The organism is Massilia aurea (assembly GCF_040790145.1).
Lineage (GTDB): Bacteria > Pseudomonadota > Gammaproteobacteria > Burkholderiales > Burkholderiaceae_D > Telluria > Telluria aurea_C.
On record NZ_JBFMMP010000010.1, the window covers coordinates 53415 to 74656 of the forward strand.

Here is a 21242-nt window from a genome sequence, read left to right on the forward strand (position 1 = left end):
GGGTGAAGCGGGCGGTGGTTGTTGTGTCGATGCGCCGCGAGGCGTGCTTGTCATCGAATGTTACGACTGGCAAGTTTTTTGCTTTCGCAATTCGTTTATACTTCTGGAATGAGTGTAACTGATGACCAAATAATGCTGAAAAGTTTTGACGAGACCCTGGCGCAGCGCGTGCTGGACCTGGGTCGCCAAACCCTGGCCATCGAGGCCGATGCGATTGTCGCGCTGCACGCGCGCCTGGGCGACGACAGCAGCTTCGTCGATGCCGCACGGCTGATCTATGCCGGCACCGGCCGCGTGGTGGTCTCGGGCATGGGTAAATCGGGCCACATCGGCCGCAAGATCGCCGCCACGCTGTCGTCCACCGGCACGCCGGCGTTCTTCATGCACCCGGGCGAAGCCGCGCACGGCGACCTGGGCATGGTCACCGCCAACGACATCCTGATCGCCATTTCGAATTCGGGCGAATCGTCCGAGCTGCTCGACATCCTGCCGGCCGTGAAACGCCTGGGCGCGCGCGTGATCGCCATGACCGGCAAGCCGGCCTCGCGCCTGGCCAGGCTGGCCGACGTCCACCTGAACATCGCGGTGGCCAAAGAGGCCTGCACGCTCAACCTGGCGCCGACGACCAGCACCACCGTCACGCTAGCGATGGGCGACGCGCTGGCCGTGGCGCTGCTCGACGTGCGCGGTTTTCGCGAGCAGGATTTCGCGCTGTCGCATCCGGGCGGCGCGCTGGGCCGGCGCCTGCTCACCCACGTGCGCGACGTGATGCGCACCGGTGACGCCATTCCATCGGTGGGGCTGGATGTCCCGCTGGTCAAGGCGCTGCTCGAGATCACCCAGAAGGGCATGGGCATGACCGCCGTGGTCGACGCCGATGGCCGGCCGCTGGGCGTGTTCACCGACGGCGACTTGCGCCGCGTGATCGAGCGCATGCACGATTTCTCGAATGTGCTGATCCGCGACGTCATGCACGCCAATCCGCGCAGCGTGCGTCCCGAGCAGCTGGCGGTCGACGCGGTCGCCGTGATGGAAGAATTCCGCATCAACCAGATGCTCGTGATCGATGACGGCCGCCTGGTCGGCGCGCTGCACATCCACGACCTGACCCGCGCGAAGGTGATCTGATGACTACTCCTGTATTGGCCCACATCGAGCGCGCCGCGCGCATCAAGGTCATGATCTTCGACGTCGACGGTGTGCTCACCGACGGCAGCCTGACCTACGGCCCGGACGGCGAAGTGACCAAGACCTTCAATGTGCTCGACGGCCTGGGCATCCAGCTGCTGAACAAGACCGGTGTGCAGACCGCGATCATCAGCGCGCGCCTGTCGCCGATCGTCGTCAAGCGCGCGGCCGACCTGGGCATCTCGCATGTCCACCAGGGCATCCACGACAAGCGCATCGGCTTTGCCAAGCTGCTCGAGGCCACCGGGTTCACGGCCGACCAATGCGGCTACATCGGCGACGACGTGATCGACCTGCCGCTGTTCGCGCGCGTGGGCTTTGCCGTCGCCGTGCCGTCCGGTCACCCTGAAGTGCAGCACCGCGCGCACTACGTGACGAAGAACGGCGGCGGGCGCGGCGCGGTGCGCGAGATCTGCGACCTCGTCATGCGCGCGCAGGGCACCTACGACCAGGCGCTCGCGCCGTATTTCGCCTGAACGCCATGGCCACTCTCGCCGCCAACAAACGCACCGCGCACCGCTGGAATCTGCTGGCGATGATCGTGATCGGCGTGTTCTTCGCCTTCGGCAGCTTCTGGCTGCTGCAGCTGATGCAGGCGACCGACATCGATGCGCAGCTGGGCGGCCCGCCCAACGAGCCCGATTACATCGTCGAGAACTTCTCGTTCGTGCGCATGACGCCGAACGGCCAGCCGAGCTATGTGGTGTCGGGCAAGCGCCTGGCCCACATCCCGCTGGGCGACGTGTCGAACGTCGAGCAGCCGCTCTTGCGCGGCATCGAACCGGGCCGCCCGCCGATGACGGTGGTGGCCAGGAATGCGCGCATCTTCCACGAAGAACACCGCGTCGAACTGTTCGGCGACGTCGACCTGCAACGCCCGAAGACGCCCGTGAGCGAAGCGCTGCGCGTGCGCACGCAGGCCATGACCGTGTTGCCCGACGAAGAAATCGTCAAGACCGATCAGCCGATCGACATGGAGCTTGGCGCGTCCAGCCTGAAGGCCGTCGGCCTGGTTGCCAACAATGCGACCATGCAGATGCAATTGTCCGGCCGCGGCCGTATCGTCTATCCGCCACGCCAGCGCTGAAGGCCACCAGCCCCGCGCGCGTGCTAACCCAGGACCAGCACCACAATGAAAAAACTCTTTGCTGCCGCTTTCTTTTCCCTCCTGTCCTTGACCGCAGCGGCCGAGAAGGCCGATTCGCTCAAACCGGCGGGTCTCGAGTACGATAACGCCGACCTCGATGGCGTGGCCGGCGTGCGCACCTTTACCGGCAACGTGATCCTGACCCGCGGCACGCTGCTGGTCAAGGCCGAGCGCGCCGTGGTCAAGGACACGCCCGAAGGCTATATGAGCGTGACGCTCACCGCCGCCAACGGCAAGCAGGCCACGTTTCGCCAGAAGCGCGACGGCGGCCCCAATCTGTGGGTCGAGGGCCAGGCCGAGCGCATCGAGTACGACGAGCGCACTGAGCTCGTGCGCCTGTTCTCGAACGCCGTCGTCACCGAACTCGAAAACGACCGCATGACCAACCAGATGACGGGCCCGTTCATCTCGTACGATAACCGCAAGGAAGTGGTCGCGGTGCGCAACGACGTCAGTGGCCAGAGCAAGGTTGGCGGCGGTCGCGGCACGCTGATCCTGTCGCCCAAGCGCCCTCCGGCCGGAGGCACGCAATGAAGGACGTGAGCGATCGCAGCACACTCGTCGTCAAGGGCCTGCAAAAAAGCTATGGCAAGCGCCTGGTCGTGCGCGACGTGGCGCTGGAGGTCGAATGCGGTGAAGTGGTCGGTTTGCTGGGCCCGAACGGCGCCGGCAAGACCACCTCGTTCTACATGATCGTCGGCCTGGTGCCGTCGGACGCCGGCTCGATCAGCATCAACGGCACCGACATCACCAGCCTGCCGATCCATCGCCGCGCGGTGCTCGGCCTGTCGTACCTGCCGCAAGAGGCGTCGGTGTTTCGCAAGCTGACGGTGGAAGAAAACATCCGCGCCGTGCTCGAGCTGCAGAAGGTCGACGGCAAGCCGCTGACCAAAGCGCAGATCAGCGATCGTCTGGATACCCTGCTGGCCGACCTGCAGATCGAGAAGCTGCGCGAGAACCCGGCGCTGTCGCTGTCGGGCGGCGAGCGCCGCCGCGTGGAGATCGCGCGCGCACTGGCGACCAATCCGCGCTTCGTGCTGCTCGACGAACCGTTCGCCGGCGTCGATCCGATCGCCGTGATCGAGATCCAGCGCATCGTTCGCTTCCTCAAGGAGCGCAAGATCGGCGTGCTGATCACCGATCACAATGTGCGCGAGACGCTCGGCATTTGCGACCGCGCCTACATCATCAACCAGGGGGCGGTGCTCGCATCCGGCCGTCCCGACGATATCATCGCCGACGAGTCGGTGCGCCGCGTGTACCTTGGTGAACACTTCCGCATGTGAGCCAGGGTAAGCAATGAAACAGTCGCTTCAGCTTCGCACCTCGCAGCACCTGGCGCTCACGCCGCAACTGCAGCAATCGATCCGGTTGCTCCAGCTGTCGACGCTCGAACTGCACCAGGAGATCGAGCAGATACTGGGCGATAACCCGCTGCTCGAACGGCTCGACGATCCGCTCGACCGCTCGGTGCGCTTGCTGGCCGATGGCGCCATCAACAATGCGCCGGCCAATGGCGAGGCGCCACCGGCGCCGGGCCAGCAGGCCGAGGGCGAGGGCGCTGCGCCGGCCGAAGGCGAGGGCGGTGACAGCGGCGCTGCCGATGGCGACCGGCCTGAAGCCGACTGGAACGAAGGCGGCGGCGCCTCGTCCGGCAGTGGCAGCAGCGACGACGAAGACGGCCGTCCGCAGCTCGAAGCCTGCGCCACCACGCTGCGCGAACACCTGATGGAGCAGGTGCGTGAAACGCTGCTCTCGGTACGCGATCGCGCGCTGGCCGAACTGGTGATCGATGCGCTCGACGACAACGGTTACCTGGACGAGCCGCTCGACGAGATCCACGCGCGGCTGCCCGAAGAACTCGAGGTCGACCTCGATGAACTGCGCTGCGCGCTGGCGATGGTGCAGAGCATGGACCCGGTGGGCGTGGGCGCGCGCAGTGCGGCCGAATGCCTGGCGCTGCAGATCCGGCGCATGCCGGGCGTGCCGATGGTCACGCGGCGCATGGCCTTGACGGTTGTCGAAGGCTACCTGACCTGGTTCGCGCAGCGCGAATACAGCAAGCTGAAAAAAGCGCTCGACTGCGACGACGAAGACCTGCGCGAAGTGCAGGCCGTGGTCCGCCAGTGCAATCCGCATCCGGGCGCCGCGTTCGCTTCGAATGTGTCAGATTATGTGGTGCCGGACGTGATCGTGCGGCGCGCCAAGAACGGCTGGGCTGTCACGCTGAACCCGGACGTCATGCCGCGCCTGCGCGTAAATAGCCTGTACGCCAATATGCTCAAGACGGGCCGCAGCGAGAGCCAGATGGGCGCGCAGATGCAAGAAGCGAAGTGGCTCATCAAGAATATGCGCCAGCGTTTTGACACGATCCTGCGCGTGGCCGAGGCCATTGTCGAGCGCCAGCGCAACTTTTTCAGCCATGGCGCGGTTGCCATGCGGCCCCTTGTTTTGCGCGAGATAGCTGATACACTAGGCCTGCACGAGAGCACGATCTCGCGTGTGACAACCCAGAAATACATGCTGACCCCGCACGGCATGTTCGAGTTGAAGTATTTCTTCGGTAGCCATGTTGCAACCGAAGCGGGAGGAGAAGCATCCTCAACGGCAATACGTGCGCTCATCGCACAATTGACAGGAGCAGAAGACCCTAAGAACCCATTATCCGACAGCAAGATCGCGGAGATGCTCGGGGAACAAGGCATGGTCATTGCCCGCCGCACGGTCGCAAAATACCGCGAAGCGCTCAAGATCCCTCCCGTCAGTCTCCGCAAAGCCTTGTAACAGCGCCGCTCACACAGTCTGTGCCTTCAGCGCCTGTGTGGCCTTCAGCAGTGCGACATCTTTAAAGGAGTGTGTATGAACCTCACCATCAGTGGCCACCATCTCGAAGTAACCCCCGCCATCCGTGAATACGTTCAGAATAAGCTCGAGCGCATTATTCGCCATTTCGATCAAGTCATAGATACCCACGTCTTCCTGGCCGTCGATAACCTCACTGAAAAAGAAAAAAGGCAGAAAGCTGAAATCAACGTCCAGGTGTCGGGCAAGACCCTGCACGTGGCGAGCGTCGCGCAAGACCTGTATGCCGCGATCGACATGTTGATGGATAAACTGGATCGACAGATCCTGAAGCACAAGCAGATGCTGCAAGACCATACGCGCGCATCGATCAAACGCCTGGACATTGGCGAACAAGACGCTGCTGCGGCCTGACCCGGCGCAGGGCACCATCGCTAAGGGCGTCTTTCGGGGACGCCCTTTTTGCGTCTGGCTCCGGATAGAATACCTGTCTCTCCACGACGGATTTTCGCCATGCCTGACCACGTCCTGACTCGCATTGCCAACCGCACCGGCATCATCACGCTCGACCGCCCGAAGGCGCTCAATTCACTGTCGCTCGCGATGGTGCGCGCGTTGACTGCGATCCTGCTCGAGTGGCGTCTTGACGCCGGCGTCGATGCTGTGCTCATCACCAGCAGCAGTGAGAAAGCACTGTGCGCGGGCGGCGATATCCGCTTCTTTCACGAGGTTGGCAACGCCACGCCGCAAGGCGGCAGCGCGCTGCTCGAAGATTTTTTTACCGAAGAATACGCGCTCAATCACCTGATCCATTTTTATCCAAAGCCGTACATCGCGCTGATGGATGGCGTGGTGATGGGCGGCGGGATGGGTATCGCGCAGAGTGGGCCCGAATGCGGCCTGCGCATCGTGACCGAGCGCACGAGGATGGCCATGCCCGAGGTGAATATCGGCCTGTTCCCGGATGTCGGCGGCAGCCATTTCCTGTCGCATGCGCCGGGGCGGTTGGGGATGTACCTCGGCTTGACCGGCCTGACGATCGGCGCGGCCGATGCGCTGTACGTGGGCCTGGCCGACGTGTTTGTCGCGAGTACCGACCTGCCGGCCTTGAACGCACTGATTGAAACGACGCCTGGTGCACAGCTGCCTGCGGCGATTCGTGCGTTCGCGGCGGCGCCCGTGGGCGAGAGCGAACTGCAGGCCAACCGCGCGCGCATCGATGCGCACTTCGGCGCGGACTCGGTGGCAGCGATTCTGGCCTCGCTCGAGGGCGACGCATCGCCGTTCGCGCAGAAGGCATTGAGCGCGATGCGTCAGCGCTCGCCGCTGATGATGTGCGTGACGCGCGAACTGCTGCTGCGCGGCGCGGCGCTCGATGTCGCCGACTGCCTGCGCATGGAGCGCTCGCTCGTACGCCGCAACTTCGAGCATGGTGAGGTGCTGGAGGGCGTGCGCGCGCTGGTGATCGACAAGGACAATGCGCCGCAGTGGAATCCAGCGTCGCTCGGCCTGGTGACTGACCAGATGGTGGCGCGCTTTTTTGAACCGGTGTGGCCGGCGCATGCGCATCCGCTCAGGGATCTTGTATAGCGCTGCACGCGTGCGGCATTCTATTCACGTAAGGTAAAACGTCATTCCCGCAGAGGCGGGAATCCAAGGTGCTCGCAGACCGATAGGTTTGACGCAGTCACGATGCAAAAGACTTGGATTCCCGCCTCCGCGGGAACGACGTGCTGCTACTGGCGGTACTACCTGTTGATCGATCGGATCAAGACGTCGGGTTCTTCGGCTGCTCGCGATGCCTGACAATCACCCGCTCGGTGGCGCCAAAGTGCGCGCCCAGGTGCTCGGCCATGTACACCGAACGATGCTGCCCGCCGGTGCAGCCAACCGCCACCGTCAGATAGCTGCGGTTGTCGGTCTTGAACGACGGCAGCCACTTGGCGACAAAGTTCTGGATATCGGACAGCATCTCGACCGCGCTCGGTTGCGCATCGAGGAACGCGATCACCGGCGCATCCTTGCCCGTGAGCGGGCGCAGCGCCAGGTCGTAATACGGATTGGGGACCGCGCGCACGTCGAACACGAAGTCGGCGTCGAGCGGCACGCCGACCTTGAAGGCGAACGACTCGAAGAACAGCGTCAGCGGCGCGTGGTCGATCTCGGCAAGCTCTTTGATCCAGCCGCGCAGCTTGTTCGACGAGAGCTCGGACGTGTCGATCACGTGGCCCAGGTTCTCGATCGACGACAGGCGCTCGCGTTCTTCGGCGATGCATTCGATCAGGGTGCGGCGCGAGGCCGGGTTTTCGCCGGGGCGCAGTTCGTGCGACAGCGGGTGGCTGCGGCGTGTTTCGGAAAAGCGCGCCACCAGCGAATGGGTGCTCGAGGTCAGGAACATGACCTTGACCGAATGGCCATCTTCGCGCAGGCGCAGCACGCTCACCGGCAGTTCGGCCAGCGACTCGGCACTGCGGGCGTCGACCGCAACGGCGACCTTGCCGATGCCGCTTTCGCTGACGGTATTGACGAGGGCCGTCAGCAGGGCCGGCGGCAGATTGTCGACGCAGTAGTAACCCGCGTCTTCCAGGACATTCAGGGCCACGGATTTGCCCGAGCCAGAGATTCCGGTGATGAGGACGATGTGCATGGGTCGATGATACCGCAAGCGCCGGCCCGCCGTACACCTGCGGGCCGCTCGCGATGGGTCAGTCGGCGCTCATGGCCTGGCGCTGGCGTTCCATGAATTCCTGCAGCGTGTCGATGCCGCGCAGTTGCAGGATCGTGTTGCGCACCGCCGCCTCGAGCAGCACGGCGATGTTGCGGCCGGCCGCCACGGGGATGACGACCTTGCGGATCGGCAGGCCCAGCACGTCTTCGGTCGGGAAGTGGAACGGCAGGCGCTCGACTTCTTCATCGAGCGCGCCACGCTTGACCAGGTGCACGATGAGCTTGAGACGCATCTTGCGGCGCACCGCCGTCTCGCCAAAGATCGCCTTGATGTCCAGCAGGCCCAGGCCGCGCACTTCCAGCAGGTTTTGCAGCAGCGGCGGGCAGCGGCCCTCGATCATGTTCGGCGCGATGCGCGAAAATTCCACCGCATCGTCGGCCACCAGGCCATGCGAGCGCGAAATCAGCTCCAGGCCCAGTTCACTCTTGCCCAGGCCCGAGTCGCCGGTGATCAACACGCCCACGCCCAGCACATCCATGAACACGCCATGCATGATCACGCGCTGGGCCAGCTTCTTGGACAGGTATACGCGCAGGAAGTCGATCACCTGCGCTGCCGGCAGCGGCGTGGAAAACAGCGGGATGTTCTGCTCGTCGCAGATGGCGAGAATGTCGGGCGGGGTCTCGAGGCCTTGCGCGATGATCAGCGCCGGCGGGCCGCCGCCGATCAGTTCACCAATCACGTGGGTGCGCGAATTGGCCTTGAGGCGGTGGTAGTAATTGAGTTCCTGGTGCCCGAAGACCTGGATGCGGCCCGGGTGGATCAGGTTCAGGTGACCGACCTGGTCGGCGGCCGACGCGGCGTCGCCGGCGATCTGGCGTTCGCCGCCGGGAAAGCCCGCGAACCAGCCGAGTTGCAGGCTGTCGCGGTTATCGTCGTACAGCCGTTGAATGGTCAGCGGGGACTGCAGCATGGGCATCGTCGTCGTCGCAAAAAAAGGCGCGCGACGTCATTGCCGCGCGGTAGCAGTGACGTGGAGTTTAACCCAGAGCTTGCAGGCTGGGTTGCCAGTTGATAATGCGCTCGTGGACCGCTTTCGGATCGGCATCGGTGGCCAGGGCGGTGCGGATCGCTTCGTCCGAGAACAGTTCGGCGATTTCCGACAGGATCTCGAGATGCTGCTGCGTGACGTGGTCAGGGATCAGCAGGAAAAACAGCAGGTTGACCGGCTGGCCATCGGGCGATTCGAACGGAATCGGCTCTTTCAGGCGCACGAAAGCGGCCATCGGCGCCTTCAGGCTTTTGCTGCCCTTGATGCGGCCATGCGGGACGGCCACGCCATGGCCGAGGCCGGTGGAGCCGAGACGCTCGCGCGCAAACAGGTTGTCGGACACAATCGAACGGGCAATACCGCAATTGTTCTCGAAGATCAGGCCGGCTTGCTCGAAGGCGCGCTTTTTGCTGGACACTTCGATGTCGAGCTGGACGTTTTCGAGCGAGAGGATTTTGCTTAAATTGGTCATAACTTGGGGTGCGTGGCACGAGTGCGCGGCACTGGTACGTGGCACAAGTAGAGTGCTTGCGAGCACGGATTATAGGCCTGTTTTATGCCCGGGACACTCGAAATCGCGACAGCGGCGCCAGTTGGCGGGACAGTCGCACGATACCCGTCGAAACGGGACCATAATGGTGTTGATTTCCATCAACACGGTCACGCAATTTCTTTAACAAATCGCAAAGCGAGGCAGGCAAATGCATGCTGGCGCTGAGATTGGCCGATTTTTGCACACGATATGCTGAAAAAATGAGCAGATCCAGCAGCGCGGCAGGCGGTGAAAGAATGCCAGTCCCGGCGCGCAGCTGTCGCCAAAATCGTACAGCCGTGCGAAGCGTATCCTGACAGAAACGAGATATTTACTGGCGCGCGCCACGCAGATTCGGTGGTTTGCCGGTGGAGAAGTTGGCGCGCCATGGGTTGATGTCGAGGCCGCCGCGCCGGGTGTAACGGGCATACACGGCCAGTTTGGTTGGCTGGCACTGGCGCAGCACGTCCATGAAGATACGCTCGACACACTGCTCATGAAACTCATTGTGCTCGCGGAAACCGATCAGGTATTTCAGTAAACCTTCCTGGTCGATTTGCGGGCCGACATAGCGAATCTGCACCGTACCCCAGTCGGGCTGGCCGGTGACCAGGCAGTTCGACTTGAGCAGGTGCGACACCAGGGTTTCTTCGACTTGCCCGTTCTCGTGGTTCGCGCTGAGCAGTTGCGGGGCCGGCGAATAGTCGTCGATCTCGACGTCGAGGCGGTCCAGCAGCACACCGTCGAGCTCGCCCATCCTGATGCCGCCGAACGCTTCCGGGCTGGTCAGCGTGACATGGACCGGCGCACCGAAGCCATCCGACAGATCGTCGCGCAGCAGGGCGAGCAGGGCGTCCGGCCCGGCCAGACGGGTCTGGTTGAACGAGTTCAGGTACAGCTTGAACGATTTCGATTCGACGATGTTCGGCGAATCGGCCGGGGCCGTAATCGTCGCAATCGCCACCTGTGGCTTGCCGCGCATGTTCAGCCACGACAGTTCGTAGGCGTTCCAGATATCGACGCCAAAGAAAGGCAGCGTGCCGGACAGGCCGAGTTCATCGCGCTTTTGCTGGCGCGCGATCGGGAACAGCAGTTCGGGTGCGTACTGGCTTTGGTAGGCGGAGGATTTGCCGAGGGGCGATTGGTCAGGGGTATTCATATGAAAAGGGTAAAAGCGTCCACGCCGATAGCGTATGGAGCACACGCAGCGTTTGAACGTCGTTCCCGCGAAGGCGGGAACCTAAGTTCGTAATGCCGCCACTTTCATCAAGCGTAGCCTGGGTGCCGGCACACTTGGGTTCCCGCCTTCGCGGGAACGACGGTCTTGGCGTTAGCGGAAGATTGACGCTAGCTTCAATGCAATATATAGGGCCTACGCCCCCAAAAACAATTTATAGACGGGGTTGCTGCTTTCGTCCCAGTAACGGTAACCGAGCGACGCCAGAAACTGCCTGAACTCACCCATCTCGGTCGGCGGCACTTGCAGCCCCACCAGGATGCGGCCCACGTCGCCACCTTGATTGCGGTAGTGAAACAGCGAGATATTCCAGTTCGGCGCCATGCTGTCCAGGAAGCGCATCAGCGCGCCCGGCCGTTCGGGGAACTCGAAACGATACAGCAATTCATCATGGGCGAGCGAACTTTTGCCGCCGACCAGATGGCGGATATGCAGCTTGGCCAGCTCGTCGCCGGTCAGGTCGAGCGTCTTGTAGCCGTGCTCTTCGAACGTACGCGCGAGCAGGCCGGATTCGCTGCGGCTACCCACCTGCACGCCGACGAACACATGCGCTTCGCTGGCATCGCTGATGCGGTAATTGAATTCAGTGACATTGCGCGGGCCGACCAGGCCGCAGAACCGGCGGAAGCTGCCGCGCTGTTCGGGCACGGTCACGGCGAACACGGCTTCGCGCGATTCGCCCAGTTCGGCGCGCTCGGCGACAAACCGCAGGCGGTCGAAGTTCATGTTGGCGCCACAGGCAACGGCCACCAGCGTCTCGCCCTTGACCGGCTCGCGGTCCATTTGCGAGCGCTCGATATACGCTTTGGCGCCGGCCACGGCCAGTGCGCCAGCCGGCTCGAGAATACTGCGCGTGTCCTGGAACACGTCCTGGATCGCGGCGCAGATGGCGTCGGTATCGACCAGGATGATCTCGTCGACCACCAGTTGCGCGACGCGGAAGGTTTCTTCGCCCACCAGGCGCACGGCGGTGCCGTCCGAGAACAGGCCGACGTCGTTGAGCGTCACGCGGTGGCCGGCCTTCAGGCTGCGCGCCATCGCGTCCGAATCGAGCGTCTGCACGCCGATGATCTTGATGTCCGGGCGAATCTGCTTGACGTAGGCGCCGATGCCCGCGATCAGGCCGCCGCCGCCGATGGCGACAAAAATCGCGTGGATCGGACCGGAATGCTGACGCAGGATTTCCATGCCGATCGTGCCCTGGCCGGCGATCACGTCCGGATCGTCGAACGGGTGCACGAAGGTCATGCGCTGTTCTTTTTCCAGCAGCAGGGCGTGGTTGTAGGCGTCGGTGTACGAATCGCCGTGCAGCACGATCTCGACGCTGGCGCCGCCGCGCGCTTTCACCGCGTCGATTTTCACGCCCGGCGTGGTGGTGGGCATCACGATTAGCGCGCGGCAACCGAGGCGGCAGGCCGACAGCGCCACGCCCTGGGCGTGGTTGCCGGCCGAGGCGCAAATCACGCCGCGGGCGCGCTGCTCGGGCGTCAGGTTGGCCATCTTGTTGTAAGCGCCGCGCAATTTAAAGCTGAACACGCTCTGCATGTCCTCGCGCTTGAAGTAGATGCGGTTGCCCATGCGCGCCGACAGCGTGGGCGCCAGGTCGAGCGGGGTTTGTTCGGCGACGTCGTAGACGCGGGCGGTCAGGATTTTCTTGAGATAGTCGGTAGTCATGGTCGAAACACAAAAGTCAGGCCGATGCGGCTGGCGGGACGGACGACGCGAACTGTTCCGCTAGGGTGGGTGACCGTGGCGCGCAGTACGATACGCGGCGCTGGGTGGCAGGCTGATCGTATCGTGTCGTGACGAAAGTACCGGACCATTATAATGGACGTCTATTTCACTCGCCTAAGCTCGCATGATCGAAACCGCTGTTCAATGGCTGCTTGACTTCGTTGCGGCGCCGACCGTTGGGCTGACCTCGGTCTTCATCATCAGTTTTATTTCCGCCACGCTGCTGCCGCTCGGCTCCGAGCCGGCCGTGTTCGCGGTGATCAAGGCCAATCCGGCCATGTTCTGGCCGGCGATCCTGGTGGCCACCTTGGGTAACACGCTGGGCGGCGCGGTCGATTACTTCCTCGGCTACCGCGCCAAGGTGGCGTTCGCCAAAGAGCGCCAGAGCCGCTGGTTCGGCTGGCTCAAGCGCTATGGCGCCAAGACCATGCTGCTGTCGTGGCTGCCGGGCGTGGGCGATCCGCTGTGCACGCTGGCCGGCTGGCTGCACCTGCCGTTCTGGCCGAGCCTGATGTACATGGCGATCGGTAAATTTGCCCGCTACCTGACCATGACGCTGGCGCTGCTGTATGTGCCTGACAGTTTCTGGAAGTCAATTGCCGATCTGCTGTCGCGGGTTTTTGGCTAAATTCCGGGATAGACTGGCGCTGCCAGCCATCCGCCGTGCCACCGAGGAGTGTTTCCATGCTTGAACTGCGTCCCACCTGCGAACACTGCAACGTCGGGCTGCCGCCGGCGTCCGAACAGGCGCGCATCTGCTCGTACGAATGTACCTTCTGCGCCGCCTGCGTCGATACCGTGTTACTCGACGTGTGCCCTAATTGCGGCGGCGGCTTCGCGCCGCGACCGGTTCGGCCGGCGCATGATCGCAAGGATGGCAACTACCTTGGTAACGACCCGGCTGGTACGACACCGAAGCATCGCCCGGTAGATCCGGCCGAGCACGCCGCTTTCGCCGCATCCCTCAAAGAGATTCCGCCGGCGCAGCGCTGAGATCGTCTTAGATGCCTGAAAACGGTGCAAACCTGGCCGGATGACGTATGCCATTCACGCTGCACATCTTAATAAATGATGCAACCCAGCGCTTGCAGGCAAACAATGTTTGCATTTTCAAAACGGGATGAATATTTTGTTGCGTCGGGCTCATCCGGCGGACGGGCCCGCCCAAGCGTGGTGCAACGCAATACGATAGAATGAACGTCCTTCGGGCCTGTCCGAGAGTCGACGAATATTCATGAACGCCCCCGCACACATCCATACCCTGCTAGCCGATAACGCCCCCGCGCGCCTGCGCGAGATTCCGTACAACTACACCTCGTTTTCGGACCGCGAAATCGTGATCCGGCTGCTCGGTGAGTCGTCGTGGGCGTTGCTCGATAGCCTGCGCGGAGCCCGCCAGACCGGCCGCTCGGCGCGCATGCTGTATGAGGTGCTGGGCGACATCTGGGTCGTGCGCCGCAACCCGTACCTGCAAGACGACATGCTCGACAACCCGAAACGCCGGGCCGAGCTGATCGAAGCGCTGCACCACCGCCTGGCCGAAGTCGACAAGCGCCGCACCACGGTCGACGCGCAAGATGACGGCGATCCGGCCGTGGCCGCAGCGCGCAGCAGCGCCGTCGAGCAACTGCTGGCCAGCGCGCGCCGCGCCGTTGACGATTTCGGCCGCGAGTTCGCCGACACCTATGATCTGCGCAAGCGCGCCCTGAAGGTGCTGGGCGCGTACACCGACAAGCGCAATATCCGCTTCGACGGCATGCACCGCATCTCGCACGTGACCGATGCCACCGACTGGCGCGTCGAGTACCCGTTCCTGGTGCTGGTGCCAGACACCGAAGACGAGATGGCCGGCCTGGTCAAGGGCTGCATCGAACTGGGGCTGACCATCATCCCGCGCGGCGGCGGCACTGGCTACACGGGCGGCGCGATTCCACTCACGCCCATGTCGGCCGTGATCAACACTGAAAAACTGATCGGCATCGGCGAGGTTGAAATGACCGCCATGCCGGGCCTGGATCGCGACTACGCGACCATCCACACCTATGCGGGCGTGGTCACGCAGCGCGTTTCGCAGGCGGCCGAGAAGGCCGGCTTCGTGTTCGCGGTCGACCCGACCTCGGCGCACGCGTCCTGCGTGGGTGGCAATATCGCGATGAACGCGGGCGGCAAGAAGGCCGTGTTGTGGGGCACCGCGCTCGACAACCTGGCGTCGTGGCGCATGGTCGACCCCAACGGCGACTGGCTCGATGTCACGCGCATTGGCCACAACCTGGGCAAGATCCACGATGCGCCGACGGCCGAATTCTTGCTCGAGTGGACGCATCCGTCGACGAAGGGCGCCCCGAAAGGCGCGCCGTTCCGTACCGAGACCTTGATCATCGACGGCAAGCGCTTTCGCAAGGAAGGCCTGGGCAAGGACGTCACCGACAAATTCCTCTCCGGCCTGCCGGGCATCCAGAAAGAGGGCACCGATGGCTTGATTACGTCGGGCCGCTGGATCCTGCACAAGATGCCGAAGTTCACGCGCACCGTGGCCCTCGAATTCTTCGGCCAGGCGCGCGATGCGATTCCGTCGATCGTCGAGATCACCAATTACCTCAATAGCCTGCCGAAGAACGGCGATCCGGCGTTTGCCACGCTGCGCCTGGCGGGCCTGGAACACCTCGACGAGCGCTATCTGCGCGCAGTCGGTTACGCCACCAAATCCAAGCGCGGCGTGCTGCCGAAAATGGCGCTGTTCGGCGACATCGTCGGCGACGACGAGAACGCGGTGGCGATCGCCGCATCGGAAGTGGTGCGCATCGCGAACACCCGCGTGGGCGAAGGCTTCGTGGCCGTGAGCCCTGAAGCGCGCAAGAAGTTCTGGCTCGACCGCGCCCGCACGGCGGCGATCGCGCGTCACACCAACGCCTTCAAGATCAACGAAGACGTGGTGATCCCCTTGCCGCGCATGGGCGAGTACACCGACGGCATCGAGCGCATCAACGTCGAGCTGTCGATCAAGAACAAGCTGCAGCTGGCCGACGCCCTGCGCACCTATCTGGCGAGCGACCATCTGCCGCTGGCCAAGAGCGACGACGCCAGCGGCGGCGAAGGCGTCGACCGCGACGAGATCATGGGCGACCGTCCACTGCAGGCGCGCGCGCTGGTCGACCTGGTGACCACGCGCTGGACCTTCATCCTGGCCAATCTGGACCAGCCGCTGGCCGACGTGCGCGAGCAGCTCGAGTCGCTGGGGCTCGACCATCTGTCGGGCGCGATCGCTGCGCGCCTGGCGATCCAGCCGGCCGCGCTTTTGTTCGACGCGGTGCAGGACCACACGGTGCGCGTCTCCTGGAAAGCAGAACTTCGCGCGCCGCTGCGCCAGATCTTCAACGGCAGCGCCTACACCTGCATCCTCGACGAGAGCACGGCGATCCACAAGCGCATCCTGCGCTCGCGCGTGTTCGTCGCGCTGCACATGCACGCCGGCGACGGCAACGTGCACACCAATCTGCCGGTGAACTCGGACGACTACGACATGCTGCAAGACGCGCACAAGGCTGTCGAGCGCATCATGAAGCTGGCGCGCTCGCTCGACGGCGTGATCTCGGGCGAGCACGGTATCGGCATCACCAAGCTCGAGTTCCTGAAAGATGAAGAGATCCAGGAATTTCGCGATTATAAAATCCGCGTCGATCCGGAAGGGCGCTTCAACAAGGGCAAGCTGCTCAACCTGGAAGGCGCCCACGCCGACCTGCGCAACGCGTACACGCCGTCGTTCGGCCTGATGGGGCATGAGTCCCTGATCATGCAGCAGAGCGATATCGGCGAGATCGCCCACAGCATCAAGGACTGCCTGCGCTGCGGTAAATGCAAACCCGTGTGCACGACCCACGTGCCGCAGGCGAACCTGCTGTATTCGCCGCGCGACAAGATCCTGGCCACGTCGGCGCTGATCGAAGCATTCCTGTACGAAGAACAGACCCGCCGCGGCGTCTCGATCCGCCACTGGGAAGAATTCGAAGACGTGTCGGACCACTGCACCGTGTGCCACAAATGCGTCACGCCCTGCCCGGTGAACATCGACTTCGGCGACGTGTCGATGAATATGCGTAATCTGCTGCGCAAGATGGACAAGCGCAGCTTCAAGCCGGCCAACCGCGCGGCGATGTTCTTCCTCAACGCCACCGATCCGACCACCATCAACGCCACGCGCAAGGTGATGGTCGATTTCGGCTTCAAGGCGCAGCGCTTCGGCAACCGCATGCTCAAGGGCTTCGCCAAGCCGCAGCTGGCCGCGCCCGCGCCGACGGTCGGCAAGGCGCCCGTGCGCGAGCAGGTCATCCACTTCATCAACAAGAAGATGCCGGGGAACCTGCCGAAGAAAACGGCGCGCGCGCTGCTCGACATCGAAGACGACAAGATCGTCCCGATCATCCGCAATCCGAAGAAGACCAATGCCGACACCGAGGCCGTGTTCTACTTCCCGGGCTGCGGTTCGGAGCGGCTGTTCTCGCAAGTGGGCCTGGCCACGCAGGCGATGCTGTGGGAAGTGGGCGTGCAGACCGTGCTGCCGCCGGGTTACCTGTGCTGCGGTTATCCGCAGCGTGGCGCCGGCCAGTTCGACAAGGCCGAGAAGATGGTGACGGATAACCGCGTGCTGTTCCACCGCATGGCCAACACGCTCAACTACCTCGACATCAAGACGGTGCTGGTCTCGTGCGGCACCTGCTACGACCAGCTGGCGACGTACCAGTTCGAGAAGATCTTCCCGGGCTGCCGCATCATGGACATCCATGAATACCTGCTCGAGAAGGGCGTCAAGCTCGAAGGCGTGAACGGCACCCGCTACATGTACCACGAGCCGTGCCACACGCCGATGAAGCTGCAGGATTCGATCAAGACGGTCAATGCGCTGGTGGCCACGCATGACAATGTAAAAATCGAGAAGAACGACCGCTGCTGCGGCGAGTCCGGCACCTTCGCCGTCTCGCGCCCGGACATCGCCACCCAGGTCCGCTCGCGCAAGGAAGGCGAGATGGTCAAGGGCGCCGACAAACTGCGCGAAGACGGCTTCAAGGGCGACGTCAAGATTCTCACGAGCTGCCCATCGTGCCTGCAGGGCCTGAGCCGCTACAACGACGACTCGGGCACCACGGCCGACTACATCGTCGTCGAAATCGCCAAGCACCTGCTGGGCGAGAACTGGCTGCCAGAGTACGTCGCGCGCGCCAACGCCGGCGGCATCGAGCGGGTGCTGGTATGACGCTGCGCGAACCCGGCTGCGAACTGTGCAACCTCGCGGCGCCCGCCGTCTGGGCCGGCGAGAAGTTCAGCGTCATCGTCGTCGACGACGCGAACTATCCCGGCTTTTGCCGCGTGATCTGGCACGACCATGTACGCGAGATGAGCGACCTGTCCCTCGATGACCGCCTGCTCGTCAACGAGGCCGTGTTCCGGGTGGAGCAGGCCGTGCGCGAAGTGATGCAGCCGCTGAAAATCAACGTGGCCAGTCTGGGCAACGTGGTGCCGCACCTGCATTGGCATATCATCCCGCGCTACGCCGACGATGCGCATTTCCCGGCCCCCGTGTGGGCGCAGGCGGTGCGTGCGACGGAACCTGCTATCCTCGCGGCGCGTCGCGCGCTGTGCGACCAATTGGGCGCTGCCATCGCGCGCCGTTTTTCCTGATATAGAGAGTGCCATGCCACATCCAACCGAACTGACCGTCCACCAGAAATCACGCGTGCTCGACGTCGCCTACGACGACGGCAGCGCTTTTTCGCTGCCCTTCGAATATCTGCGCGTGTACTCGCCATCGGCCGAAGTGAAGGGCCACGGCCCGGGCCAGGAAGTGCTGCAACTTGGCAAACGCGAAGTCGGCATCGCCGACGTCGAGCAGGTCGGCAACTACGCGATCAAGCCAACCTTCTCGGACGGCCACGATACCGGCATCTTCAGCTGGGATTATCTGTATGAGCTGGGCCGCAGCCAGGAATCGCTGTGGAAGCAGTACGTGGCGCGCCTGCAGGCGGCCGGCTACGACGAAGAAAGCGGCCGCGCGCCGGTGACGCAGTTCGCCCAAGTGGCGGCGGCGAAGTCGGGCGGCGGCGGTTGCGGCTCGGGTAGTTGCGGCTGCAAGTAAGGTAGATAACGCGTGGCGTCAGTCGCGGCCACTGTCGGTGGCCGTCGATATCAGGCGGGCGCCGCAACTGGTGGCATGGCCGTCGAACGCCACCGGGATGCCATCGATCGTCATGTCCGGGTCGCCTTCTGCAATCACGCAGGCCTGGTGCATCCTGATGGCGGTCGACCCTGGGGAGAGCTCGAGCGGGTTGTCGTTAACTTGATGAAACGGTCAAGTGCGACGGCAAAGCATCAGGGTCATGCGCTGGCGCAATGCGGGGTTCTCAATGTGTTGTGCCCGCCACAGACAATCACACAGCAAAAAATTTGACCCCATAACGACAAAGAGCACATCCGGAGATGTGCTCTTTTGCTTTGCTTGCCCGCCGTAGCGGACAAGGTATCGACTACAGCGGAACTTAAGCTTGCGGCTGGATGTTCGAAGCCTGCTTGCCTTTAGGACCGGTGGTGACGTCGAACGTCACGCGCTGGTTTTCTTGCAGCGACTTGAAGCCGTTGGCGTTGATCGCCGAGAAGTGCGCGAACAGGTCTTCGCCACCGCCGTCAGGCGTGATGAAACCGAAACCTTTTGCGTCGTTGAACCATTTAACAATGCCAGTCGCCATTTTTATTCCCTCAAAAATTAATTTTACGTTGATGCCCTGTTTGCGTACCTAGGACAAGAACCAGGGTGACGCCTTACATTGCGAATCTGATTATAGGGCAAACTCTTAAATTGGAAGCAAGATTTTTCAATCGTCTTCGTATTTACCACAAGTCATCCCCGCAGCATGACTGATTTCAATATTAAATTTCCGATCAGAAAGTCATCGGTAAGCGGAGCGTCAATGTGACGTCCGGCGTGTCGCGGGTCACGCCTGCGCCCACCGCGATATTGAGCGTACGTTTCGGGCTCAAGCGGTACGAATACCCCAGCAGCAGCGTGCCCAGCTGCGTGCGCACGGAGCCGATCGAGGTGGCGCCGTTCTGGCGCATGCGCCCGATGGTGCTGTGGTCGTAGCCGAGGCTGAGCGAGGCCTTGTCGTTGAGCGCCAGCCCCATGCCGAAGTTAAAGCCGAGCACGGCGCCCGGCTGCAGCGAGCCAAGCGGTTCGCGTTCGCCGTTGCGTACCAGGCGTGTCACGTCGTCGCGCTTGAAGTTGTGCACGTAGCTCAGGTTGCCGAAGAACACGGCCGGATCGGACGGATACAGCCAGGTCAGAGTGCCTTGCAGCGAGTGGAAGCCCGAGCCGGTGGGCAAGTCCAGCGGCAGGCCGGTACCGGTGACGTTCTCGCCGACGCAGCGGCGGTCGCAATCGGTGACGACCTCGAACGGATCGCGCCCCGTGCGGCTCTTGTAGCGCAAGCCGGCGATGTAATAGCCCTTGTCGGCGCCGCCGGTATTGAGCTGGTAGCGCCCGGCGACTTCGACGTCGCCCATGCCCTTGCCGGTGGTGTCGAACACACGTTCGACCGCAGTACCGGTGAACAGTTCGCGGCTGACGGTGGCGTCCGAGCGGTACACATACGGCACCTTGACCTCGACTTCCATCCGGTTGTTGATGCCGGTGCGGCCGGTGATCGCCGTGGTGAAGGTGTTGCGCTTGATTTCTCGGACGTCCACCAGGCCGATCAGCAATGCGGGGATGACGGTGTAGCCGACCAGCGCCACGCGGTTGCTCGACGAGTAGCCGTATTGCATCGATGGCTCGAGCACATAGGTGCCGGGCGCGGTAAGCACGCCGGGCTGGTCGCCGATCGGTGCGACTTCGGGCGGCCGGTTCGGTTGCTGGCGGCTGTCGTTCTGCGCCTGCGCCGGCGCGGCGGGCTGGGCCTGTGCCGGGGCTGGTACCCCGGGCTGGTTCGGCCGCGGTTGCGGCGGCAGCGGCGACGGCACCCCGGTCACCGCCGGCGGCAACACGGGCGGCTCGGCCACCGGCGCCTGGCCGCTCATCGAGCCGCCGGCGCCGCGTTGCTGCGACAGCAGCACGCCATCGGCCGGCGTGCCCATGCGCTGCAACTGCTCGCGCTGCGCCTGGACTTCCTGCAGCAGGCGATTGACGAGCGCGCGCTGTTCGGCCAGTTCATCCTTCAATTGCGATAATTCGCTGTGCGATGGCTTCGCGCCAGCATCCGGCAGGGTAGTACCTTGTTGGGCAAGCACGGGCGGCGCCAGGAGGGCGGCCGCCAGGCCCGCAGCGCCGAGCCGCGCGACGTGTGAATACATCCAGATTCTCCAGAATAATTGTTAGTGGTTTAATAAATTCATAGCCCGCCAGCGGAGCGCACGACGGCATCGCGGATCGTCGACTGGAAATTGATGTCCTTGATGAGCGACATGCTGTTGACGGTCGACGAAATGGTGGTCGCGGTGCGGATATCCTGGCCGCTGAGCGTGTTCTGGAGCAGCGTCGCGCCATTCGGCAGGTTCAGATCGGCGGCGGCATAGTTGTTGCCGCCGATCTGGATCATCCGCGCTGCGCCCAGCGCATCCTGGGTCAGCCGCGCCTGCTCGGCCGTCATGGCCGCCAGGTCGGGAATGGCGATATTCGTGCGCGCCAGGATTTCGCCATTGACCGAGACCACGCGCTCGATGCCGAGCGAGAGCGACAGGCCGCCGGCGACCTCGAAGCCGCCACGGGCGGCGTCCAGGCTGGCGGCTGCGACCGGCTTGCCGAGCACGGGCACGGTTGGCTCGGTGGCATTGGCAAGCGGCAGGGCGCCCGCGAGCACACCCAGCAGGGCAGCGTACAAAAGGTAAGGTGGAAGGCGCATC

At 63.5% G+C, this 21242-nt stretch carries 22 protein-coding genes; 13 read left to right on the forward strand and 9 right to left on the reverse strand.

The features are described from left to right. The first annotated feature begins 108 nt into the window (after window positions 1-108). The 8 genes from AB2N08_RS14845 to AB2N08_RS14880 all read left to right on the forward strand — a co-directional run bounded on the left by AB2N08_RS14845 (window position 109) and on the right by AB2N08_RS14880 (window position 6727). Entirely contained in the window at window positions 109-1128 is a 1020-nt protein-coding gene (locus tag AB2N08_RS14845; protein ID WP_370662422.1) for a KpsF/GutQ family sugar-phosphate isomerase, read from the forward strand. After that, complete coding sequence (locus AB2N08_RS14850; RefSeq protein WP_367611433.1) at window positions 1128-1664, forward strand: KdsC family phosphatase; 537 nt, start codon at window positions 1128-1130, stop codon at window positions 1662-1664. Before AB2N08_RS14845 ends, AB2N08_RS14850 begins: the two co-directional genes overlap by 1 nt. Window positions 1665-1669: 5 nt before the next feature. After that, entirely contained in the window at window positions 1670-2275 is a 606-nt protein-coding gene (gene lptC / locus AB2N08_RS14855; protein ID WP_367611434.1) for an LPS export ABC transporter periplasmic protein LptC, read from the forward strand. A gap of 45 nt (window positions 2276-2320) precedes the next feature. Further along, on the forward strand, window positions 2321-2869 hold the full coding sequence (gene lptA / locus AB2N08_RS14860) for a lipopolysaccharide transport periplasmic protein LptA (protein WP_367611435.1): 549 nt from the start codon (window positions 2321-2323) through the stop codon (window positions 2867-2869). Further along, window positions 2866-3621, forward strand: a complete 756-nt coding sequence (gene lptB / locus AB2N08_RS14865) for an LPS export ABC transporter ATP-binding protein (RefSeq protein WP_367611436.1) — start codon at window positions 2866-2868, stop codon at window positions 3619-3621. Before lptA ends, lptB begins: the two co-directional genes overlap by 4 nt. A gap of 13 nt (window positions 3622-3634) precedes the next feature. Further along, window positions 3635-5119, forward strand: coding sequence for an RNA polymerase factor sigma-54 (locus AB2N08_RS14870; RefSeq protein WP_367611437.1), 1485 nt, complete (start codon window positions 3635-3637; stop codon window positions 5117-5119). 75 nt (window positions 5120-5194) lie between these two features. After that, window positions 5195-5551, forward strand: coding sequence for a ribosome hibernation-promoting factor, HPF/YfiA family (gene hpf, locus AB2N08_RS14875; protein ID WP_367611438.1), 357 nt, complete (start codon window positions 5195-5197; stop codon window positions 5549-5551). Window positions 5552-5650: 99 nt separating this feature from the next. Continuing rightward, a complete protein-coding gene (locus tag AB2N08_RS14880; protein WP_367611439.1) occupies window positions 5651-6727 on the forward strand; it encodes an enoyl-CoA hydratase/isomerase family protein in 1077 nt (358 codons plus the stop codon). 178 nt (window positions 6728-6905) lie between these two features. On the opposite strand, the gene rapZ is transcribed toward AB2N08_RS14880, so the two are convergent. From rapZ to ilvA, 5 genes are all read right to left on the reverse strand, one after another. Next, on the reverse strand, window positions 6906-7784 hold the full coding sequence (gene rapZ, locus AB2N08_RS14885) for an RNase adapter RapZ (RefSeq protein ID WP_367611440.1): 879 nt from the start codon (window positions 7782-7784) through the stop codon (window positions 6906-6908). Between the two features lie 58 nt (window positions 7785-7842). Then, entirely contained in the window at window positions 7843-8778 is a 936-nt protein-coding gene (hprK, locus tag AB2N08_RS14890) for an HPr(Ser) kinase/phosphatase (protein ID WP_367611441.1), read from the reverse strand. A gap of 67 nt (window positions 8779-8845) precedes the next feature. Next, window positions 8846-9328, reverse strand: coding sequence for a PTS sugar transporter subunit IIA (locus AB2N08_RS14895; RefSeq protein WP_367611442.1), 483 nt, complete (start codon window positions 9326-9328; stop codon window positions 8846-8848). Window positions 9329-9719: 391 nt separating this feature from the next. Further along, window positions 9720-10547, reverse strand: a complete 828-nt coding sequence (gene queF / locus AB2N08_RS14900; RefSeq protein WP_367611443.1) for an NADPH-dependent 7-cyano-7-deazaguanine reductase QueF — start codon at window positions 10545-10547, stop codon at window positions 9720-9722. A gap of 213 nt (window positions 10548-10760) precedes the next feature. Then, window positions 10761-12299 carry a threonine ammonia-lyase, biosynthetic gene (gene ilvA, locus AB2N08_RS14905; protein ID WP_367611444.1) on the reverse strand — a complete coding sequence of 513 codons (1539 nt, stop codon included), beginning with the start codon at window positions 12297-12299 and terminating at the stop codon, window positions 10761-10763. Between the two features lie 184 nt (window positions 12300-12483). Between ilvA and AB2N08_RS14910 the strand changes: the two genes are divergently transcribed. The 5 genes from AB2N08_RS14910 (at window position 12484) to AB2N08_RS14930 (ending at window position 18486) form a co-directional block, all read left to right on the forward strand. Continuing rightward, window positions 12484-12987 (forward strand): YqaA family protein, encoded by a 504-nt coding sequence (locus tag AB2N08_RS14910; protein ID WP_367611445.1) that lies wholly within the window; start codon window positions 12484-12486, stop codon window positions 12985-12987. A gap of 56 nt (window positions 12988-13043) precedes the next feature. Continuing rightward, window positions 13044-13352 carry a DUF1272 domain-containing protein gene (locus tag AB2N08_RS14915; RefSeq protein ID WP_367611446.1) on the forward strand — a complete coding sequence of 103 codons (309 nt, stop codon included), beginning with the start codon at window positions 13044-13046 and terminating at the stop codon, window positions 13350-13352. Between the two features lie 241 nt (window positions 13353-13593). After that, window positions 13594-17607 carry a DUF3683 domain-containing protein gene (locus AB2N08_RS14920; protein WP_367611447.1) on the forward strand — a complete coding sequence of 1338 codons (4014 nt, stop codon included), beginning with the start codon at window positions 13594-13596 and terminating at the stop codon, window positions 17605-17607. Then, the gene (locus AB2N08_RS14925) at window positions 17604-18032 is read left to right on the forward strand and encodes an HIT family protein (protein WP_367611448.1); all 429 of its coding nucleotides are present in this window, start codon (window positions 17604-17606) and stop codon (window positions 18030-18032) included. The genes AB2N08_RS14920 and AB2N08_RS14925 overlap by 4 nt, the downstream gene beginning before the upstream one ends. Before the next feature lie 13 nt (window positions 18033-18045). Further along, window positions 18046-18486, forward strand: a complete 441-nt coding sequence (locus AB2N08_RS14930; protein ID WP_367611449.1) for a gamma-butyrobetaine hydroxylase-like domain-containing protein — start codon at window positions 18046-18048, stop codon at window positions 18484-18486. Window positions 18487-18504: 18 nt separating this feature from the next. Here the strand turns inward: AB2N08_RS14930 and AB2N08_RS14935 are convergent, their stop codons facing one another. From AB2N08_RS14935 to AB2N08_RS14950, 4 genes are all read right to left on the reverse strand, one after another. Then, complete coding sequence (locus tag AB2N08_RS14935) at window positions 18505-18624, reverse strand: PAAR domain-containing protein (RefSeq protein WP_370662423.1); 120 nt, start codon at window positions 18622-18624, stop codon at window positions 18505-18507. Window positions 18625-18886: 262 nt separating this feature from the next. Next, window positions 18887-19093 (reverse strand): cold-shock protein, encoded by a 207-nt coding sequence (locus AB2N08_RS14940; RefSeq protein ID WP_183554103.1) that lies wholly within the window; start codon window positions 19091-19093, stop codon window positions 18887-18889. Between the two features lie 193 nt (window positions 19094-19286). After that, the gene (locus AB2N08_RS14945) at window positions 19287-20693 is read right to left on the reverse strand and encodes a hypothetical protein (protein ID WP_367611450.1); all 1407 of its coding nucleotides are present in this window, start codon (window positions 20691-20693) and stop codon (window positions 19287-19289) included. 38 nt (window positions 20694-20731) lie between these two features. Continuing rightward, window positions 20732-21241, reverse strand: coding sequence for a hypothetical protein (locus tag AB2N08_RS14950; protein ID WP_367611451.1), 510 nt, complete (start codon window positions 21239-21241; stop codon window positions 20732-20734). Between the last annotated feature and the right edge of the window lies 1 nt (window position 21242).

Coding starts and splice junctions, on each gene's coding strand:
- AB2N08_RS14845 (WP_370662422.1), top strand. CDS start 109: ATGAGTGTAACTGATGACCAAATAATGCTGAAAAGTTTTGACGAGACC.
- AB2N08_RS14880 (WP_367611439.1), top strand. CDS start 5,651: ATGCCTGACCACGTCCTGACTCGCATTGCCAACCGCACCGGCATCATC.
- lptB (WP_367611436.1), top strand. CDS start 2,866: ATGAAGGACGTGAGCGATCGCAGCACACTCGTCGTCAAGGGCCTGCAA.
- hprK (WP_367611441.1), bottom strand. CDS start 8,778: ATGCTGCAGTCCCCGCTGACCATTCAACGGCTGTACGACGATAACCGC.
- AB2N08_RS14870 (WP_367611437.1), top strand. CDS start 3,635: ATGAAACAGTCGCTTCAGCTTCGCACCTCGCAGCACCTGGCGCTCACG.
- AB2N08_RS14895 (WP_367611442.1), bottom strand. CDS start 9,328: ATGACCAATTTAAGCAAAATCCTCTCGCTCGAAAACGTCCAGCTCGAC.
- AB2N08_RS14915 (WP_367611446.1), top strand. CDS start 13,044: ATGCTTGAACTGCGTCCCACCTGCGAACACTGCAACGTCGGGCTGCCG.
- AB2N08_RS14920 (WP_367611447.1), top strand. CDS start 13,594: ATGAACGCCCCCGCACACATCCATACCCTGCTAGCCGATAACGCCCCC.
- AB2N08_RS14910 (WP_367611445.1), top strand. CDS start 12,484: ATGATCGAAACCGCTGTTCAATGGCTGCTTGACTTCGTTGCGGCGCCG.
- AB2N08_RS14925 (WP_367611448.1), top strand. CDS start 17,604: ATGACGCTGCGCGAACCCGGCTGCGAACTGTGCAACCTCGCGGCGCCC.
- lptC (WP_367611434.1), top strand. CDS start 1,670: ATGGCCACTCTCGCCGCCAACAAACGCACCGCGCACCGCTGGAATCTG.
- queF (WP_367611443.1), bottom strand. CDS start 10,547: ATGAATACCCCTGACCAATCGCCCCTCGGCAAATCCTCCGCCTACCAA.
- lptA (WP_367611435.1), top strand. CDS start 2,321: ATGAAAAAACTCTTTGCTGCCGCTTTCTTTTCCCTCCTGTCCTTGACC.
- rapZ (WP_367611440.1), bottom strand. CDS start 7,784: ATGCACATCGTCCTCATCACCGGAATCTCTGGCTCGGGCAAATCCGTG.
- AB2N08_RS14850 (WP_367611433.1), top strand. CDS start 1,128: ATGACTACTCCTGTATTGGCCCACATCGAGCGCGCCGCGCGCATCAAG.
- ilvA (WP_367611444.1), bottom strand. CDS start 12,299: ATGACTACCGACTATCTCAAGAAAATCCTGACCGCCCGCGTCTACGAC.
- AB2N08_RS14930 (WP_367611449.1), top strand. CDS start 18,046: ATGCCACATCCAACCGAACTGACCGTCCACCAGAAATCACGCGTGCTC.
- AB2N08_RS14945 (WP_367611450.1), bottom strand. CDS start 20,693: ATGTATTCACACGTCGCGCGGCTCGGCGCTGCGGGCCTGGCGGCCGCC.
- AB2N08_RS14950 (WP_367611451.1), bottom strand. CDS start 21,241: ATGCGCCTTCCACCTTACCTTTTGTACGCTGCCCTGCTGGGTGTGCTC.
- AB2N08_RS14940 (WP_183554103.1), bottom strand. CDS start 19,093: ATGGCGACTGGCATTGTTAAATGGTTCAACGACGCAAAAGGTTTCGGT.
- hpf (WP_367611438.1), top strand. CDS start 5,195: ATGAACCTCACCATCAGTGGCCACCATCTCGAAGTAACCCCCGCCATC.